Origin of the sequence: Bacillus sp. FSL R5-0585 (assembly GCF_038004545.1) — a bacterium.
Classification (GTDB): Bacteria; Bacillota; Bacilli; order Bacillales; family Bacillaceae_G; genus Bacillus_A; species Bacillus_A cereus.
Map to the genome: position 1 here is coordinate 246,330 of NZ_JBBORJ010000002.1, position 17,923 is coordinate 264,252.

A 17,923-nucleotide genomic window follows, 5' to 3' on the forward strand; every position below is an offset into this window, starting at 1 on the left:
ATTCATTTACTTATAAAAAACTTAGGAATTAAATATTTCTACGTTTTTTTGTACGTAACATTTAAATAAACACCTTGTTTTATTGTTACCGAGAAATTGAAAAACGCATTATTATCTAGCGAATTGAAAGAATTTAAATTGTAAGAATGCTTAATTAGTCTTTCTGAGGAGTTTCTAGAATTATATCCCGATAAAGAATTGTCGAATTTCTGGAGGCTTATTCCTTTAGGTACAGTAAACCATGAAAATGGAAATTATAGCGAGTGGTCAGGGCATCAATTTTGTTTAACAACTAGAGGAGATTTTATTGTAACGGAAGAAGTACTTTCTTTTCTAAATTCATTTACTCTAAAATATTGTGATATTTCGTTGTTAAAAAATATTAATTAATACTAGATAGGGTTGTTGAAGATATTTCTTTCCAGAAGAAGCATCTTTATTGGGCTCTCAAATTAATATATCTAGTTTTGTTCAGGTTTAACTTGATTATTTAATACTTTTAATTTTAAAACCGTAGGAACAATTTATTCCTACGGTTTTTTATTATACCCTTTTTAAGGAAATACCATGTCTTTGGAAGATACAGAAAGATCAAACGGTAGTTTGTCAGGTTCACGATTTGAATCAATATGATACTTTCCAAAGCGATTTACGTGCGCTGTCGTGTAAGGACTTAAATAACAAATCAACTCTTTATTAAATCCCTCTTGTTGTTTCTCGTACTCGTGAAGTAGTTTAGACATGGAAAATACGTTATAAAAAATAAGGCAGTTAGCAACTAAGTGGTTATATTTAATAATTTTTTTCTGTTTCTCACGATCATTTTCAGAAATAATTCCTTCTCCCCCAAAAAAGAGCCACTTTGTAAATCCATTAAAGGCTTCAGATTTATTTGTTGCAGATTGAATGGTACGTCGTAATTCTTCATTAGACATGAATTGTAACAAAAACATCGTCCTAATAGCTCTGCCTAATTCACAAAATGCCTGATATAATTTATTTCTCTTACTATATGTGCCTAGTGTATTCAATATAGTAGATGGAGTAATTTTACCAGCTTTGATGGACATCGCAATCCTAAGCATATCTGGGTAGTGATTTTCAATCATACTCCAATTGATTTCCCCTGAAAATAGTTCATCAATATGTTCATAATTGTCTTGTGTATTGGGACGAAATAATTTTAATTGTTTCCAATTGCGAATGCGAGGCATTAACTGAATACCTAATAAAGTAGCTAAACCAAAGACCGTGGTGCTTTGTCCTTGGGTATCCGAATGTAGAATTTCCGGTTGAATATCTACCTTTTCATTCATCAAAATATCTAATATATGTATTCCTTCCCAAACGCCACAAGGAATAAAATTACTAAATAAAGCAATATATGTGTCGGAAACATGATAATATCCAATACCTCCATAACCTCCATATCTAATATGATTTTCAGATAAAAGATTTTGTTCATAGACATCCCATATCGTTCCGTCTGCTGATGCACTTTTTCCATCTCCCCAATATTTTGGAAGCTCAAAACGATTATAAGCATTAATAATATATCGAATTGCTTTGTCTAAATCTTCAACTGTTACATGTCTTTGATTAATCCAAGCAATTTGCTTTCGATCTATTTCTTGTATTGAACGAGCTGTTTGAGTAGGACCTAAGTTACATCCGTAGCAGAATGTATTTGTTACATAACGTTCAACATGATTTTCTAATTTGCCCTCATATCCTGAAATAGGTCCAAAGAAACGTGTCCAATTGAGCCAATATTCAGTGTCTGCTAACATATCTAGAACGTTAATCGGTTCTAAATTATACATAATATAATTTTCAAGCTCTTTTAATTCAGGAGGAACCCTCTTCTTTTTTAGTTTTCCAATTACTACTTCCCCTTTTTCAATTCGAATTTGTTGATTATGCGGGAAAGATTTGTTGGTATTATGACAAACTTGTTGAAGGTCATCATGTATCTTTTTTGTGAAATCTGAACCTAAACTAGGTAAGTTTAATTGATTACAAAATTCTTCAAGGTTCTCTTCATATTCTTCCCATGAAATCAGTTGTTTTCGATAATCTGCATATTTTTCACTTCCTTCAATATATAAGTCTCCAGATTTCAAACCCAACATAATTTGTGAAAATATACATACTTCAAAATGCCGACGATTCAGTTCCTCCGGAACAACTTCTCTTTTCTTTTTAGGGCTTAACCATCTCCACCAACCATCAGGTATCCAAGACAAGTTCAGAAGAGGTGTCACTTCTCTTTTCCACAGTCCAATCTTTTTTATATGAGCAACCGATATCCATTCTTTTCTAGTATGTTGATGAGATAATAGAAACTGAATGGCTTCTACTATAGATGAATCCTGATTTGTTGATCGTAAAGGAAATACCTCTAAAATTTTAAATAGTGTAGAGCGATGACTTTTAAAGAATTTATGTAAAAATAAATAGTAATTATCCCCACTAAGTGCTAGATGATCTTCGCAATCTTGTAATACTTGATCTTCTTTATCTCCAAGTACTTGTTGGATAGCTTGTAAACGTTCTTCAGGTATTCCTTCCGTTTGGTAGGCCATAAGTACATGCTGTAAAGTGGCTACTAAAGAATCCGTTCGTTTTTGTGTCTGTTTTTTATAATTCTGTAAAAATTCACGTCCTTTTTTATGGATACTCATCATACGTTTTATCAGCATTTCACCAATATTATCTAGTATTCTTGATGTTTGTACAGAAATCAAAGAGATGGCTAACGTATATCTTTTCTTCTTTTCTATTTCTGACATACGATAAGCATCTAATGTTTTAGCTTCAGTAGCCATTTGTTGTATTTTGGTTGAAGAAAAGCTTTCAAGAAGGTAAATAGGTATTTTTTGATGTATTAACCAATCGTAATGCAGGATTAACTCTTTTAAATGAAATAAGGAGGCACGTTTGGCGTCTTCTTTGAGACGATTCCAAGGGCTATAAAAGGTGTCAGGTTCTGTTTGGAATAAACAATCTATTTGTCGTATTTGTTGCTCATGTAAGGATTCATATACTTGCTCATAAATTAAACGATACGATTTGCGTCTTATTTCATTAGCCGCTTCTTTAAAAGTGTTATAAACAGGTAATTCATATCTTTGATGTATTAACTCTTCAATAGCTGCATTAATTAAATCGGCTGGATCATCTTTGCTTCCGGCTACATGTTTCATTGTATCAAGCATGATTTGACGAGCATTATGATCGAATTGTTGAATTTTTAGATATTGTCTTATAAAATGATAATGCCTTTTTATAGTACGTGTTTTACTGTATGCTTCCCATTCGGTTTCAATAGGGATAGGTAATTGAGCGGACTGAGCAATGTGTTTAATTATAATTGGTGGTATATCTGAAATACGTGTAAAAAAGCCAAGATTTTGTACAGTCTTTAGCAAAATTAGTAATGCTAGTTGCTGTAATGTTCCTTTTGTTTTCATACTTGTCCATTCTATTTCACTTCTGGTTGGTGTATATACACTCCTTAAATCTTCTGTACTTAGATTATGTTTGATTCTTGGATATATCGTATCTTGAATACTAGGCATAACTAATCCCCCTAGAATCTATATATGTTTCAATATTCAACCATCTTAATTGTAAAATAAAAACCTATCCGCAGATAGGTTTCTTGTTTATATTTATCATATCAATTTGAATATTTCTCCAGAGTGGCCCCTCATACCTTGAATCGTTTCCGTACCCCATTTGGGTTACTCCATCTCTCTACGTATAACTATAATTGGGTACAATGTTTAATTATCATTGGGATACCAGCTATCGCTCAAATGATTTTCTTTCTAATATTTAAAAATATTCATATGGGATACATGCTTCACTTCAATTATAATTTAATCATTATACTTTTTAGCTATATAACTTCTATTTAAAATAATTTACCAGTGAAAATAAAAGAAAAGGTACCCCTGCTGCAAGGTACCTTTTCTAAGGGGTATAACTCATTAGCTAAGCGGCCGTTGGTCAAGTATACCGCCTAGACTATTACATGAGTTATGTTTTTATTATACATTGATCATATCAAAAATATTATCATTAGTGAAATTAACTTTCATTATTTTTTAATTTTAAAGCTGCCACCATAATAATTATGTTTATCAATTTTCATAACATCTACAAATATTCCTGGCTTATAAACTGATGTAATAGGTGTTACAAAGCTCCCATAAATATGCGCAGTACCAGAATCATAATTTGTTTTTTAACTTTGTGAGATAGTTTTAGAGACAAAAATAATAGAAATGGAAAAAGAAAGAATAAATGCAATCTATATAAAACTTTATGTAAAATATATATTGCATTTATTTTATTTATAATTTAATATATAGAATATAAGATAAGAAATATAAGGATTTCCTTTACAAACGGGGTGTATTTAATGTCAGTAAGCAAAATAAAAATAGCAAGAACAGAAAAGGGGCTAACTCAACAAGAATTAGCTGGACTTGTAAATGTTACCCGACAAACCATTGGCCTTATTGAACTTAATAAATACAATCCATCTTTAAAGCTTTGTATTGATATAGCTAAATCACTGGATAAAACTTTAGATGAATTATTTTGGGAGGAAAAATAGAATGGAAAAATTTAAAAATTTGTTTTCACTCAGTACACATTCGGATGAAAGAATTCAACAAATCGAAATGAAAATTTGGGCTCAATCTGGAATTGTGGTTTTATTGCTAGCCTTCTTAGATTTAATAATAAGGGGCGTATACTTACAAAGACCGTTTCTAGAATGGGCTACAGCTCTTTGTATCATTATCTGTTATATGGTATTCTTCTTTATTAGATCCATTTTAGCTGGTGTTTACGAACCAGAAATCGATAACAAGGAAAAATTAAAACAAAAATTAAAAGCTAAATTATCTTATACTCTTATTTTATCTTTTTCTGGTGTAGCCTACACTACATATCATAATCAATTACCTCAAGATATTGTTGGATGGATCTTAGTATGTATAAAGTTTATTATACTTGTTACTATTTTGTTTGGTATTCAATATTTTATTACTCTATTAGCATGGAATAAATCCAATAAAATTTAATAAGTATAGACAAAAAAGCTTATCTTTTAGTACATAATGATAAGCTTTTTATTATTTTCTTCATCTCTTTTTCGTTTTAGGGGATATTTTGTTTTGTCAGCTTGATAGCGATGTGGCGTGCCCCTAAATGCTTTGAAAATCCGTATTGAATTAACACTAAAAAGAATCTATTTTGAAAAAAATTAATCAAAATAGATTCCAATTTTTAAATTCTGATTGTAGATTTTATGAAAAATTGATCAAAACACATGAATATATTAATTACAAAAGTTGACTTACTTGTACTAGAATTATTCTATTCTTCAAACCAAAACAGAGTCTCGATAGGCGTTTCTAAAACTTTTGCAATATCATAAGTAAGTTTGAATGAAGGGTTATATTTTCCGTTTTCGAGATTGCCAATTGTTTCTCTTCTAACCCCAACCTTATTAGCTAAATCTTCCTGAGACATATTTAACTTTACTCTATATTCTTTCATTCGAGTCTTAAGTAGCATCTTGCATTCCTTTCTTTTCCCTACGCTCAAATATTTCTAAGTTAATTAAGAAGGTACCTAATGGTGCAAAAACTGAAATAATAACAAGGAAACGAATTATATGTAGATTTTCAAAAATAAATATACTCAAAACTAGTATGATACCTAGCACCAATGCTACGAAAAAAGCTCTTGTAGCTGAGATGCGAACATGTAGTATAAAAAGCTCATCTGGTACCACTTTTGCATATGCAAAGAAGAAAAAGAAATTGAATAGGAGACCTGCCCACGTAATATCACCTAAAAATGAGAAAGGTGCCAAAAACCCTAAAAAACCGATAAATCCTAAATAAGCCATTTTATTTTTCATAAAATCCTCCTACGTGATATATTTCGCTCTATATGTTAAAAATATATCACATAGTTTTTGCAAATAGAAAGGACTTACAACATTACAAATTTGTTTTAAATTGACAGTAAAACCACAAAAAGATACATGAAATTACCGCTAACAGCACCTTTCAAAAGAATCGTTATAACAAAAAACACACATTATTGATACAATATACTTATTGATTGAAATACAGAGAAAATAAAATACAAATTTAGGAGGAGAAATACTTTGGAAATAGTCCAAATAAAGAATATCCTAAGAAAAAAAGCAACTCTCTTTCAAACAGGAGGAAAAAGACCTGATTTATCTATAAATGAAAGTTGGATTGGAAAGATTCCCTATTCGTTACCAAATGAAACTTACCCAATCGACCGCTATCAAGAAAAGATGTATGCGATCATGATGCTTAATTTAACTCAAATACCTTTTGTACCTGAAGCAGTAAAGGGCACGAAAGCCATCGCAGTGTTTCTTTCTCCAAACTTTGCAAAAGACTTATCCAACTTATCAGGAAATTTTTGTATTAGAGAATATGATTCTATAGAAGAACTAGTACCGAATGAAATGTCACTTACGTTTCCAGCTCTAAAACCTTTCCCCTTAATACCAAAGTTAGTAGTTAATGAATTTCCACAATGGGATACGGAAGATTTCCCCAACAACATACAGGATAAAATTTTAGAACTTGAAAATACAATTGAGATTGACTATTACGAGGATATTTTTGAAGAAAATCATTATATACATAAATTAGGTGGCTATGCTTGCTTTGCCCAATCCGGTATCCAATGGCCCGCGGATTATGAATTTATTTTTCAAATAACAGATGACCCAAAAGCACATTTAAAGATTATTCATGGTGGCGGAATTTATTTTGCTAAAAATAGTAAAACAAATGATTGGATCGCACATTGTGATTTCTTATAGGATATAGTATATAAAGTGACGTTTTCTCATATAAAATCTTGCTTGGCCATATATTCACGCTACAATATTTGCGGTATGCATATAACTATAAGTATTAATGGATTAAAAGGGAAAAGGGGAGTTACGATGAAGAAATATGCCAAATTACAGGTGTTAGGTAGACCATCCAGCCCCATTATTTAAAAGAACTCGAATAAAGTTCTTTTTTTATTTGTAATTTCAGTCCCATAGTGGTCCTTAATCCCCAGAATCGTTTCCGTACTACATAACCAGGTCTTTTTAGAACAATATAATCTTATTTTAAATCTATATTTATTTATCCTAAACTGAAAAATCACCTTTTAAAAGAACGTTAGTTCGTATATAATAAACTCAGAACAAACGTTCTCTTAAAGGAGATGTATTAATTATGTATGACTATTCCCTTTTACCGAATCGCAAAATTTGTTTCGTTGATCTCAAGAGTTTTTACGCATCAGTTAGTTGCGTTAAAAGAGGATTAGACCCTCGATATACAAAACTTGCTGTAGTGGGAGATGTAAATCGGAGTGGTTCAATTGTACTTGCGGCAACTCCTCCATTAAAAGCATTAGGGGTCAAAAAAATGGCAAGGAGCTGGGAGTTGCCTAAAAGGTCAGATATTATAGTTGTTAACCCTAATATGGAAACCTATATTAAATGTTCTAATTACATAACCAGTTTAGCGTTACAATATGTAGCACCTGAGGACTTTTTTCAATACAGCATCGATGAATTTGCAATAGAGCTCGATTCATCTCTACATTTATTTGCCTCAACGCCTTATGAATTTGCTGTTAACTTTCAAAAAGAAATATATAGTAAAACAAGACTAGAATCTACAATCGGTATAGGACCAAACATACTCATGAGTAAGCTAGCACTTGACCTGGAGTCGAAGAAAAATGAAAATGGCATTGCACAATGGGAGTACGAGGATATTCCAACTAAGCTATGGCCTATACGTCCTTTAAGTAAATTTTGGGGAATTTCACATAAAACAGAAGCTAAATTAAATCAAAAGGGGATATATACAATCGGTGATTTAGCAAACTATCCTCTTCATTATCTAAAAAAATCATTTGGCAAAATCGGGGAAGAGTATCATTTACATAGTAATGGCATAGATTTTAGTCGGATATCTGAGAAATATGTACCTGCAACGACTTCAGTTGGTAAAAGCCAAATCCTATTACGTAATTATAATATAGACGAATTCTTAATTATATTACTGGAACATATTGAAGAAGTTTGTTATCGTCTCCGCAGACAAAACAAACTTGCTCAAACAATACAGTTTTCAGTAGGATACAGCGCAGAATATGGAGGAGGCATACGAAAAAGGCATACAATGAATAGAGCAACTAATTTGACCATGGATATATATAACATCTGTAAATACTATTTACACGAAATGTATACTGGAGAGCCAATTCGATCAGTTAGTATTTCACTATCCAATTTACTAAATGAGGGAGAGGAGCAGATTTCATTATTTGATAACATTATACAACGTGAAAAAGAAGTTAAACTAACAAAAGCAATGGATGAAATTAGAGATCGCTTCGGAAAAAACAGTATACTAAGGGGAATATCATATACAAACTCGGCTACGGCTAGATATCGAAATTCACTACTGGGGGGCCATAAAGCATGATGAATTCAAAGATACCTAAAGGACGAACCATGATCAAGTGGCGGGCATTTGCGGCGTTACCTGAACAATTTATTGGAATTAACAAGCTTATAGAAGAACAAACAAAAATTAAACGTCCCACATTAACTCCGGAAGAACAGGAAATTATAGAGAAAAAAATCATAGACTCTTACACATCAGAATCAGAAATATTACTTACATACTTTGAAGATGGTCGGCTGCTTACATGCTATATGACAGTAGTTAATATGAACTCTTTAAAGCAATCTATAACATGTACAGATCCATATCGTAATAAAATTACAATTAATTTTAAGGACATCATACATATACAATAATGTTTACTTGAAGAATATAAATATTCAAGTAAGTTAAGCACTTTGAATTATGCGCTGAATATTATAACATGATAGCAGAGGAAAAAAACACCAGGATCAATTCACCAAATACAAGATAAAAAAAGAGCCTATGTATTAATAGGTTTTTTTCATTTTTATATGAATAGTAGCTGTGAATTAATATTTTATAATTTGTGGAAATATATAAGAATATTATAAAATATAGATAGATTATTATATTAGAAATCTAAAAATTATGGTACAGGAGGAGTAAACATGTATTTTGGAAAACCAATAAATCAAGTAACATTGGAAGACATACAGAATTTAGTGGCTGATGGTGTAATGGAGAATAGACTTTTAGACTATAAAAGGGATATTCCAACCAACTTAAGGGGAGATTACAAAAGAGAATTCTGTAAAGATATTGTAGCTTTTGCAAATACTGAGGGTGGTACATTAATATATGGAATAGAAGAAATTGAGGACAGCCAACCTAATATTGTGGGAGTTGAGATTCCTAATATTGATACATTTTTACAACAAGCAACTAGCGTAATCCGCACAAATATTGAACCTGCTTTATATGATTTTAAATTTAATCCAATTCCTATTGGTCAAGAAAATAAGTATGTTTTATGCATTGATATTCCTAAAAGCTGGGCAGGTCCTCATGCAGTAAAAGTTGGAGATTTTACATATCGATTTTTCACTAGGGTAAATACTAGTAATGTCGGTTTAGATATACCTGGTATACAAAATAGCTTTCTCTCTAATGAAGAAATAACAAATAAAATCCGTTCATTTCCTAAAGAGCGTAATCTACAAATACTAACTAAAGAGAATACACTCCCAATGGAAGGTCCTTTTTTGTCACTACATTTAATTCCAAGGCAGTCGTTTACTGCTACAACAAATATAGATTTACAAAGAGTTGAGGATTCAAGTGGGTTACTTTCTCCAATTTTTGCTCGCAAATATGATTATAGGTATAATTTGGATGGATATATGTACTATAGTGCCTCTGAAGGTACAAGTCCTACCTATAATCAAATTTTTAGGAACGGTATATTGGAAATAGTAACAAATAGATCCATTACTTTACATTCACACGATGTAGATAATATACGTGGCTCTGAAATAATACTGGAGTTAATTCAATCTATACCAAGGTTTATTGAGTTTTATAAAAGCGTTGGTATTAACACAGATATATATGGATTTTTATCATTTTACAATATAAAGTCTTATAAACTTCATACGGGAGTAGATATTTCTCCAGAAAAGATAACGCAACACTATATTAATTTACCTGAGTTTATAATTAAGAATGAATATATGGAGGATATACAGTCCCATCTAAATGACATATTACAATTCCCACTAGATGTGTTATGGAATGCTTTCGGTTTACAAAGATGTAGCAGGCTAGAAAATACCTTAGAATCCCTAAGACAACAAGAGGCTTAAAAAATTTCCAAGTCCGTACTTGCTAAGTAGCTATAGAATAGATAAAAATAACCCCATTCAAAATCTTGAGAGGGGTTATTTTACTTTAAATATGTGTTCAAAAGGCAAATTCATAATTTGAAACTTCATACAAACCACACATTAACTCCACTACATACACAAACTAAAATTGTATACTTTAACTAGTTAAATTAGTATAAAATATTCAAACATACTAATATTATGTAATACGGAAGTTACACTTAATTAGAGAAAACAAATAAGGGAGAGAAAAAACTATGACAAGATTTACGAACCATAATGTAGATAACACGATTTTAGAAGAGGATGTAGAGCTTTTAAAAGTTATGGCACACCCAATGCGTTTAAAACTGATCAGTGAGCTTTCTAAACATAAAACACTAAATGTAACCCAAATGACCGAAATTTTAAACATTCCACAATCAACAGTTTCACAACACCTATCTAAAATGAGAGGGAAGATTCTAAAAGGAAATCGTCAGGGGTTAGAAATTTACTATAGCATCCAAAATCCTAAAGCTGAAGAAATTATGGGATTATTAGGTCCAGTACAATAATTTCTCTTATTTTTTACACAATAAAACATTTACTGTAATTCTTTAAGACTAAAATACTTTTATTATAGGCGCTTTGTGTAGCGTCTTTTTATATTTTTAGTTACCATAGTATTAAAAGAAGAATATAACTGAAAATCAACTTCCTGAAAGCATTTCTAAACAATTTCCAATATCAAAAAGAAAGGAGACTATGAGGATGAATCAAGTGTATAATAATATTTTTCATTATTATAAAGGAAACAGTAAACAAAATGATCATGATTTACAATTTGAAAACAATGTTACAAAGGCTTTGATAAATGTCTTACAACATAGTTCGTCAACAGTAACAACAGGGTTTATAAAATTAGTAAATCCACTTTATGAAATCAATCCAATCAATCCTTATACATATAGCTTGCAAATTGGTAGTAAATTAAATAAAACATCTGAAATTGCAGTTGTACTAGGCATTGCTGAAGACAATTTTTTGTCCCCTGAAAAACAACCCAAAAGGAAAACGAGTATACCAGACGCTGCCATTATATCCGATGATATTGCAATACTAATTGAAACTAAAATTGGTTATGACTCTAAATTAAGTGAAAATCAACTTATGCACCATAATGATAAATTCAAATCAGAACAATTAAACTTACAACCGCCGATTATTCTTACGTGGAATAAAATTCGAAAGTATTTTAATGATGTTATTAAACAATATAATCCAGATTCTAAAACATATTTTCTGATTAAACAGTTTGATGAGTTTTGTGATATTAATGGAATAGGTGGCATAACACACCAACACCATTTTATGAAATTACCCTTATTATCAAGAGGGATTGCACAAGAGATTGACACCTATATATGGAATACCTTCCAAGATGTTTTTGAACCACCACAAACCAAGAGAGGGATTGCATATAAACGAAAAAAAAGTCGAGCTGGATTTGGTAAGTTATGTACAGATCGGCAATGTCTAATTTTACGTTTTGGACCAAAGGGAAGTAACAAGGGTTTAGAAATGCAAGAAGTTATAGACAAGATATTTGGAAAATCATTTGTGCGTAAAGGGAGAGATTTAACCGGTTATACGCACGAAACATATATAGATTATCAAGTTGTATCTCAGTTAGAATTACTTGTACCTTATATACATCAATCTTATAATGAAACACCATAGTTTATTAAAAAATATCAAATTCCATCTCATATCTCAATAACTAAGAATACTTTTCGTTTTGAGATATGAGTTTTTTTGATTTGATTACTAGTAGTGTACAATCTGGTCTGGAGCTAAGAGCAAACATGTGTGAAACCGGGTATAATCCGACCATGAGTACTTTATTAACTCATATAAAATGAAAAATCTAAACTCGATAAATATTTTTCATTTTATATCTCAATAACATAACATTACTTTTAATTTTGAGATGATATTTTTTCATTTTTAATGACTACCTATAATAAAGGTTATGTAAACTAAACAAAAATAAGTAAGTGTTTAAAGCTAATAAGTCTTGTGCATGATATTTACTATTTCGTTGAATAAATCCGACTTTTCTAGCTAATTGTCCCAAAGCATGTGGTGACATATGTTGCTGTAATTCTTTAGAAAACAATAGTAATTCATCAGAAATCGATAAATTCATACCGAAAACGCTATTCTTTCTGTATATTTCTACAAAAAGAATAGCTTATTTTTCATTTTAAGACCAGGTCTCCATATTTAATGGACTTTTCCTGTTGCTCAGGATCGTTGTCGACAATAATACCATCTCCACCAAAGTCTCCTGCACTTTCTCTCTTATGATGTTTCGAGCTTATTTTACGGAATCCGGTGCTTTCTCGTTTTGGCCGATACGGAAAAATGGGGTTCAGCCGAGATACATGTAATTTCGGGTCATAGTCTGTAATTTATTTCCATTATCGGATTTCAGTTTAACAAAAAGGTATTTTGCTAATAGGGGTCTCCGTATCAAAAAAGGAAAATTGTACGTTAAGGAATTGGTTTTTATTTTTGAAAGATATTTGAAGAAATATCAGGGACCTAATCCAAGATTGAAATAGCCCATGGCTACTTTCAATTGTGTTGCGTTAACGTCCATTTTCATTGGTATCTTTGTTCTAATGCAACAAAAATGATATTGTGTTGTATGGGAAGGCTAAACAAGAGTTCTTGTTTCTTTTAAACATATATAGATGTTATTTCATATAAAATGATAGCCTGTTTAAATATGAATATTAAAACGACTTTTATTTCGAAATATTCAGAAGGATTTCAGGCATGTAAGAAAAATGAAAGATAATTCAATATGAAAAGTATTGTAGTTTAGGTACACTCATTAACATAAACTACAAGAAAAGAGACATACTCATATGGGCATACTACAGGTCCGCGACTTAAATAAAATCTACGCAGGAAAAGTATCCTATAAAGCACTTTCAAATATTGATTTGACAATAAAAAAGGGGGAGTTTGTAGGAATTATGGGGCCATCTGGAAGTGGAAAAACTACTTTCCTCAATATGATTTCTACTATTGATACGCCAACATCGGGAGAAGTATTGATTAATGGCAAGAACCCTTATCGTTTGTCCACTCATGACTTGGCGCTTTTTCGACGTCGTGAATTAGGATTTATCTTTCAATCATTTAACCTTTTGAATACTTTAACAGTAAAAGAAAATATTCTTCTTCCACTTACATTAGACAATGTAAATCTGAAAGAAATGAACAAACGAGTAGAATTCATTTCCAATCAATTAGGTATTGGGAAAATTTTAAATAAACGAACATATGAAATTTCAGGTGGACAAGCTCAACGAACAGCGATTGCTCGTGCACTCATTCATTCTCCTCAATTAATTCTTGCAGATGAACCGACAGGGAACTTAGATTCAAAAGCTGCTGGTGATGTAATGGGACTATTAACAAGATTAAACAAGGAACAACAAGCAACCATAATGCTAGTAACACATGATCCAATGGCTGCGAGTTACTGCGATCGAGTGGTCTTTATTAAAGATGGTACATTATATAATGAAATTTATTGTAGTGATAATCGTTCTATGTTTTATCAAAACATTATAGATGTATTATCCTTACTAGGAGGAAATCAACATGAATTTTCGTCAATTCGCATGTAATAACGTCATTCGTAATAAACGATTATATATCGGTCATTTTTTAAGTAGTACATTTGCTGTTATGATCTTTTTCACTTTCGAGTTACTTGCATTTCACCCTTATTTCAGTGGGAAACTTGCATCAACAAGTGCAACCATGAGTGCTTTGGGCACACATGGATTTAAGATTGCTCAATATTTGATTATATTTTTTTCCTTTTTCTTCATTTTATATTCTGTCACTGCGTTTTTAAAAACAAGAAAGCGGGAATTTGGAATTTTAATGCTCCATGGTATGGCTAACTCTCAATTACACAAACTGATCTTTATTGAAAATATGTTCATTGGGTGTTGCTCTATTCTTGTTGGTATTGGACTTGGACTTGTCTTTGGAAAATTAGTTTTGTTACTGAGCGCTTCCCTTTTGGCATTAAAAGGTGGTCTTCCATTTTATTTTCCATCCAAAGCAATTCTAATAACAGGTCTCTCGTTCCTCATTCTATTCATAGTTGTTTCTTTGTACACTACGCGAATGATGAAATTATCTCAGCTTATCGAACTCATGAAATCAGAAGAAAAACCAAAACCAGAACCAAAGTCATCTAAATGGCTAGCTTTACTCTCTATTCTTTTTATTGGTATAGGATATGCATCAGCATTTTATTTATATACTGCGTTATGGAAAGGAGATAGTTTTGTATATGTTATGTTAGCTTGTGTCTTTTTCACTGTAGTAGGAACATACTTTTTATTTACCCAACTCAGCTTTTATCTCATCCAAACATTGAAGAAGCGTCAACATACGTTCTTTAAAAAGACCAACCTGTTAACTCTTTCAGAGTTAGCGTATCGAATGACAGATAATGCGAAAACCCTATTTCTAGTGTGTATTCTTTCTGCTGTTGCTTTTACTTCTATTGGTGTTTGTCTTGCAGTAGGAAGCAGTGCATTCGCACAATCTCAGACTCCTTACGCATTTAGTTATACATCCTATAAGGGAAATGTAGAGGAAGCATCACATATTGCTCAGATAAAAAAACAATTAAATGATGCTGACTTTTCCTATAAGTTAATCTCTCCTACTGTTTTTACAACAGAAAATACGGCAGATATTATGAGGCTTACTGATTATAATGCATCCGCTAAAATACTAGGGTATCCTGTTGAAACTTTGCAGAATGAACAAGACAGCCTCATTCTTCCATCAAAAAGTAGGCTTAGAGGAGAATCTCAAGATGAATTACAAAAAGAAGTTTCATCTTATACACTGCAGGAAGGGAATACACGTATCAATGTTTCAGGTGAAAAATTATTAATGGACAATATACTGAGTCCTTCCTTTGGTTATATTTCTGTTGTCTCAGACTCAGTTTACGAAAAAATTATCAATACGCCACCATTGCAAAAGCAGGAGCATAATCAATATACACAATATGGTTTTTTAATTAAAAATTGGACAGAAACGGAAGATATCTCTAAACAATTCATGAAGATGTTCCCTTATGATAGCGAAAAAATAAATCCACCTTATAAGTTTGAATCCTTATTTTTACAATGGTTAGAAGGAAAACAAACGAATGGACTTCTTTCTATTATTAGTGTATTAGTAGGAATTGTATTTTTTGTGTTTGCGATTAGTTTTTTGTACTTCCGTCTATTTACAGATCTAGATCGAGACAAACAACAGTATGAAATGCTTTCTAAAGTAGGATTAACCCAAAAAGAGTTAAAAAAAATTGTAACTCAACAAATTAGTATATTATTTTTTGTGCCAATTGTAATTGCTATTATTCATAGTAGCGTGGCCTTTGTAGCATTACAATATTTAGCTCAACGTAAGTATATAGATTTATCTGTTACAGGAAATTCCATTCTTATCTTTACAAGTTTTATATGTGTACAAATTATTTATTTCTTAATTATACGAAGAAATTATTTACGTCAGATACTTCAATTAATACGCTAATGTTATTCGAGAAAGTTACGCATTTTAATTTGTTTTGTAATATGATGCAAAAATTAGAAAAACGATCTTCTTTTTAAACGAATCTTTTAGAGAGAAGATCGTTTTTAAATTTATTAATATATCAATTTAATACAGACACATTATTAATTGGATTTGCAACAAAATGAAGTTTAGTATTAGTAAGGAATTAATTTTGATAGAAAATCGTCTTAGCGTGGGGGTTTTTCCGAAATGTGGCGGTACCCCACATCCATCAACTTAAGGATTTAGACTATTTTTGAAGTTAAAAGCACGTTACTATTTTCTTATGTTAATGAGAAAGGGTGACGTGTTTTTTATGAATATGAATCAAAAACAAGAATTATCTTTATTCGCTGAAGAGTTATATCGATATATGTCTCCCGCTACACTTAATCAATTAGCCATAGAAGCAGGCGGAATGAAACGAAAACGTAAGTGCCACGGGCACCATTTCTTATCTTTGTGTGTATGGCTAAATCAACAAGTCGCTACTACCTCTCTTACTCAACTATGTAGTCAATTAGAAACTTCAACAGGAGTTTTATTAAGTCCGGAAGGACTTAATCGGCGATTTAACTCTGCTTCTGTAGCCTTCTTTCGAACTGTATTTACTACACTTCTACAAGCTAAAATTGGAGGCGTATCTAAGATTTCTCAATCTCTTTCTTCCTACTTTGAGCGCATTCGCATCCTTGATTCTACAACCTTTCAGGTTCCAGATCGATTAGCATCTACCTATCCTGGTGCCGGAGGATGTAGTCATAAAGCTGGTGTGAAAATTCAACTAGAGTATGACTTGTTGAGTGGGGAATTTTCTGATGTGAAAATTGAACCAGGAAAACGAAGTGATCAGGCGTATGGTGCGACTCGAACAGGCATGATACAAAAGAATGAGCTGTATATTCGTGACTTAGGATATTTTCGTCTACAAGACTTTAAGTCTATTCAAGACAAGCAGGGGTATTATTTATCTCGTCTTAAGTTACCAACTAAAATATATAGAAAAGAGTTCGAAACAGTGGTATTTAAAACAAAACCCTCTCAATTGAAACCAGTATATATACAAATTTATTTGGAAGACATTATGAAACAACTACAACCTGGCCAAGTGTATGAATTACACGATGTATATGTAGGGAGTAAGGACAAATTGCCTACTCGTATTGTAGTTTATAGGTGTACCGAGGAGCAAAAACAGAAACGCCTACGTGACCGAGCTATTCGTGAAAAGAAAAAAGGAATTACATATACAGAGCGTACAAAGCTTTTACAAGGTATTACGGTATATATGACAAACATTCCTACGGAATGGGTACCAAAAGAGAAAATCTATGATTTATATTCATTACGTTGGCAAATTGAGCTTTTATTTAAAATATGGAAATCTTGGTTTCAAATTCATCGTTGTAAATCTATTAAACAAGAGCGATTAGAATGTCATCTTTATGGGCAACTCATTAGTATTCTATTATGTTCTTCTACTATGTTTAAAATGCGAGAACTTCTATTACGTAAGAAACAGAAAGAGCTAAGTGAATATAAAGCGATGTACATAATTAAGGATTATTTTTCACTTTTTTACCAAGCATTACACAAAAACACCCAAGAATTATCAAAGGTTCTCCTTCGTCTGTTTAACCTCCTACAGCACAACGGACGAAAATCTCATCGATACGAGAAAAAGACAGTCTTTGATATTTTGGGTGTTGTCTATGAGTATACCACTTCTACTCATCAGGTAGCATAGTAAAAAATTGAAACCCGTCAGGGTTTATTTGATATGCCTGCTTTTATAAAATCTACAAAAGATAATAAAAAACTATATGGAAAGACCGCATTTTGTTTGAAAATATACCTTAAGTTGATGGA

At 31.6% G+C, this 17,923-nt stretch carries 14 protein-coding genes and 3 pseudogenes; 12 read left to right on the forward strand and 5 right to left on the reverse strand.

Annotated elements, in window-relative coordinates; genetic code table 11:
* Positions 1–554: 554 nt before the first annotated feature.
* Positions 555–3,581 (reverse strand): Tn3 family transposase, encoded by a 3,027-nt coding sequence (locus MKY38_RS27680; RefSeq protein WP_262937043.1) that lies wholly within the window; start codon positions 3,579–3,581, stop codon positions 555–557.
* A 159-nt stretch (positions 3,582–3,740) separates the two neighbouring features.
* On the opposite strand from MKY38_RS27680, the pseudogene MKY38_RS27685 reads away from it, so the two are divergent.
* Positions 3,741–3,923: pseudogene (locus MKY38_RS27685) on the forward strand (hypothetical protein); the annotation flags it as partial.
* Between the two features lie 182 nt (positions 3,924–4,105).
* Here MKY38_RS27685 and MKY38_RS27690 read toward each other — a convergent pair.
* Positions 4,106–4,240 (reverse strand): annotated as a pseudogene (locus MKY38_RS27690) (DUF5065 family protein); the annotation flags it as partial.
* 189 nt (positions 4,241–4,429) lie between these two features.
* Here MKY38_RS27690 and MKY38_RS27695 point away from each other — a divergent pair.
* Positions 4,430–4,627 carry a helix-turn-helix transcriptional regulator gene (locus tag MKY38_RS27695; protein WP_000116560.1) on the forward strand — a complete coding sequence of 66 codons (198 nt, stop codon included), beginning with the start codon at positions 4,430–4,432 and terminating at the stop codon, positions 4,625–4,627.
* Between the two features lies 1 nt (position 4,628).
* Positions 4,629–5,099, forward strand: a complete 471-nt coding sequence (locus MKY38_RS27700; RefSeq protein WP_341050731.1) for a DUF6773 family protein — start codon at positions 4,629–4,631, stop codon at positions 5,097–5,099.
* Positions 5,100–5,394: 295 nt separating this feature from the next.
* Here MKY38_RS27700 and MKY38_RS27705 read toward each other — a convergent pair whose 3' ends face one another.
* Both MKY38_RS27705 and MKY38_RS27710 read right to left on the reverse strand, forming a co-directional pair.
* A complete protein-coding gene (locus MKY38_RS27705; RefSeq protein ID WP_341050733.1) occupies positions 5,395–5,595 on the reverse strand; it encodes a helix-turn-helix transcriptional regulator in 201 nt (66 codons plus the stop codon).
* Complete coding sequence (locus MKY38_RS27710; RefSeq protein WP_000791799.1) at positions 5,585–5,944, reverse strand: DUF3796 domain-containing protein; 360 nt, start codon at positions 5,942–5,944, stop codon at positions 5,585–5,587. The genes MKY38_RS27705 and MKY38_RS27710 overlap by 11 nt, the downstream gene beginning before the upstream one ends.
* Before the next feature lie 252 nt (positions 5,945–6,196).
* Between MKY38_RS27710 and MKY38_RS27715 the strand changes: the two genes are divergently transcribed.
* The 6 genes from MKY38_RS27715 (at position 6,197) to MKY38_RS27740 (ending at position 12,121) form a co-directional block, all read left to right on the forward strand.
* On the forward strand, positions 6,197–6,895 hold the full coding sequence (locus MKY38_RS27715) for a DUF1963 domain-containing protein (protein WP_065212463.1): 699 nt from the start codon (positions 6,197–6,199) through the stop codon (positions 6,893–6,895).
* Between the two features lie 409 nt (positions 6,896–7,304).
* Positions 7,305–8,570, forward strand: a complete 1,266-nt coding sequence (locus tag MKY38_RS27720) for a Y-family DNA polymerase (protein WP_262937040.1) — start codon at positions 7,305–7,307, stop codon at positions 8,568–8,570.
* Entirely contained in the window at positions 8,567–8,908 is a 342-nt protein-coding gene (locus MKY38_RS27725; protein WP_142327312.1) for a YolD-like family protein, read from the forward strand. The genes MKY38_RS27720 and MKY38_RS27725 overlap by 4 nt, the downstream gene beginning before the upstream one ends.
* A gap of 276 nt (positions 8,909–9,184) precedes the next feature.
* Positions 9,185–10,378: an AlbA family DNA-binding domain-containing protein gene (locus MKY38_RS27730; RefSeq protein WP_262937039.1), complete on the forward strand. Its 1,194-nt coding sequence runs from the start codon at positions 9,185–9,187 to the stop codon at positions 10,376–10,378.
* A 278-nt stretch (positions 10,379–10,656) separates the two neighbouring features.
* Positions 10,657–10,956 carry an ArsR/SmtB family transcription factor gene (locus MKY38_RS27735; protein WP_053446200.1) on the forward strand — a complete coding sequence of 100 codons (300 nt, stop codon included), beginning with the start codon at positions 10,657–10,659 and terminating at the stop codon, positions 10,954–10,956.
* A 196-nt stretch (positions 10,957–11,152) separates the two neighbouring features.
* Complete coding sequence (locus MKY38_RS27740) at positions 11,153–12,121, forward strand: hypothetical protein (RefSeq protein WP_341050747.1); 969 nt, start codon at positions 11,153–11,155, stop codon at positions 12,119–12,121.
* Between the two features lie 310 nt (positions 12,122–12,431).
* On the opposite strand, the pseudogene MKY38_RS27745 reads toward MKY38_RS27740, so the two are convergent.
* Positions 12,432–12,590: pseudogene (locus MKY38_RS27745) on the reverse strand (IS4 family transposase); the annotation flags it as partial.
* Positions 12,591–13,317: 727 nt separating this feature from the next.
* On the opposite strand from MKY38_RS27745, the gene MKY38_RS27750 reads away from it, so the two are divergent.
* The 3 genes from MKY38_RS27750 (at position 13,318) to MKY38_RS27760 (ending at position 17,801) form a co-directional block, all read left to right on the forward strand.
* Complete coding sequence (locus MKY38_RS27750) at positions 13,318–14,088, forward strand: ABC transporter ATP-binding protein (RefSeq protein ID WP_341050750.1); 771 nt, start codon at positions 13,318–13,320, stop codon at positions 14,086–14,088.
* Positions 14,063–16,033, forward strand: a complete 1,971-nt coding sequence (locus MKY38_RS27755; protein ID WP_341050753.1) for an ABC transporter permease — start codon at positions 14,063–14,065, stop codon at positions 16,031–16,033. Before MKY38_RS27750 ends, MKY38_RS27755 begins: the two co-directional genes overlap by 26 nt.
* Before the next feature lie 337 nt (positions 16,034–16,370).
* Positions 16,371–17,801, forward strand: coding sequence for an IS4 family transposase (locus tag MKY38_RS27760; protein WP_262937035.1), 1,431 nt, complete (start codon positions 16,371–16,373; stop codon positions 17,799–17,801).
* Positions 17,802–17,923 lie beyond the last annotated feature (122 nt).

What these genes read in the sequence shown, in the direction of transcription:
- MKY38_RS27680 (WP_262937043.1), bottom strand. Translation starts at nt 3,581, where the DNA reads ATGCCTAGTATTCAAGATACGATATATCCAAGAATCAAACATAATCTA.
- MKY38_RS27730 (WP_262937039.1), top strand. Translation starts at nt 9,185, where the DNA reads ATGTATTTTGGAAAACCAATAAATCAAGTAACATTGGAAGACATACAG.
- MKY38_RS27705 (WP_341050733.1), bottom strand. Translation starts at nt 5,595, where the DNA reads ATGCTACTTAAGACTCGAATGAAAGAATATAGAGTAAAGTTAAATATG.
- MKY38_RS27720 (WP_262937040.1), top strand. Translation starts at nt 7,305, where the DNA reads ATGTATGACTATTCCCTTTTACCGAATCGCAAAATTTGTTTCGTTGAT.
- MKY38_RS27755 (WP_341050753.1), top strand. Translation starts at nt 14,063, where the DNA reads ATGAATTTTCGTCAATTCGCATGTAATAACGTCATTCGTAATAAACGA.
- MKY38_RS27725 (WP_142327312.1), top strand. Translation starts at nt 8,567, where the DNA reads ATGATGAATTCAAAGATACCTAAAGGACGAACCATGATCAAGTGGCGG.
- MKY38_RS27700 (WP_341050731.1), top strand. Translation starts at nt 4,629, where the DNA reads ATGGAAAAATTTAAAAATTTGTTTTCACTCAGTACACATTCGGATGAA.
- MKY38_RS27710 (WP_000791799.1), bottom strand. Translation starts at nt 5,944, where the DNA reads ATGAAAAATAAAATGGCTTATTTAGGATTTATCGGTTTTTTAGGGTTT.
- MKY38_RS27695 (WP_000116560.1), top strand. Translation starts at nt 4,430, where the DNA reads ATGTCAGTAAGCAAAATAAAAATAGCAAGAACAGAAAAGGGGCTAACT.
- MKY38_RS27750 (WP_341050750.1), top strand. Translation starts at nt 13,318, where the DNA reads ATGGGCATACTACAGGTCCGCGACTTAAATAAAATCTACGCAGGAAAA.
- MKY38_RS27740 (WP_341050747.1), top strand. Translation starts at nt 11,153, where the DNA reads ATGAATCAAGTGTATAATAATATTTTTCATTATTATAAAGGAAACAGT.
- MKY38_RS27760 (WP_262937035.1), top strand. Translation starts at nt 16,371, where the DNA reads ATGAATATGAATCAAAAACAAGAATTATCTTTATTCGCTGAAGAGTTA.
- MKY38_RS27735 (WP_053446200.1), top strand. Translation starts at nt 10,657, where the DNA reads ATGACAAGATTTACGAACCATAATGTAGATAACACGATTTTAGAAGAG.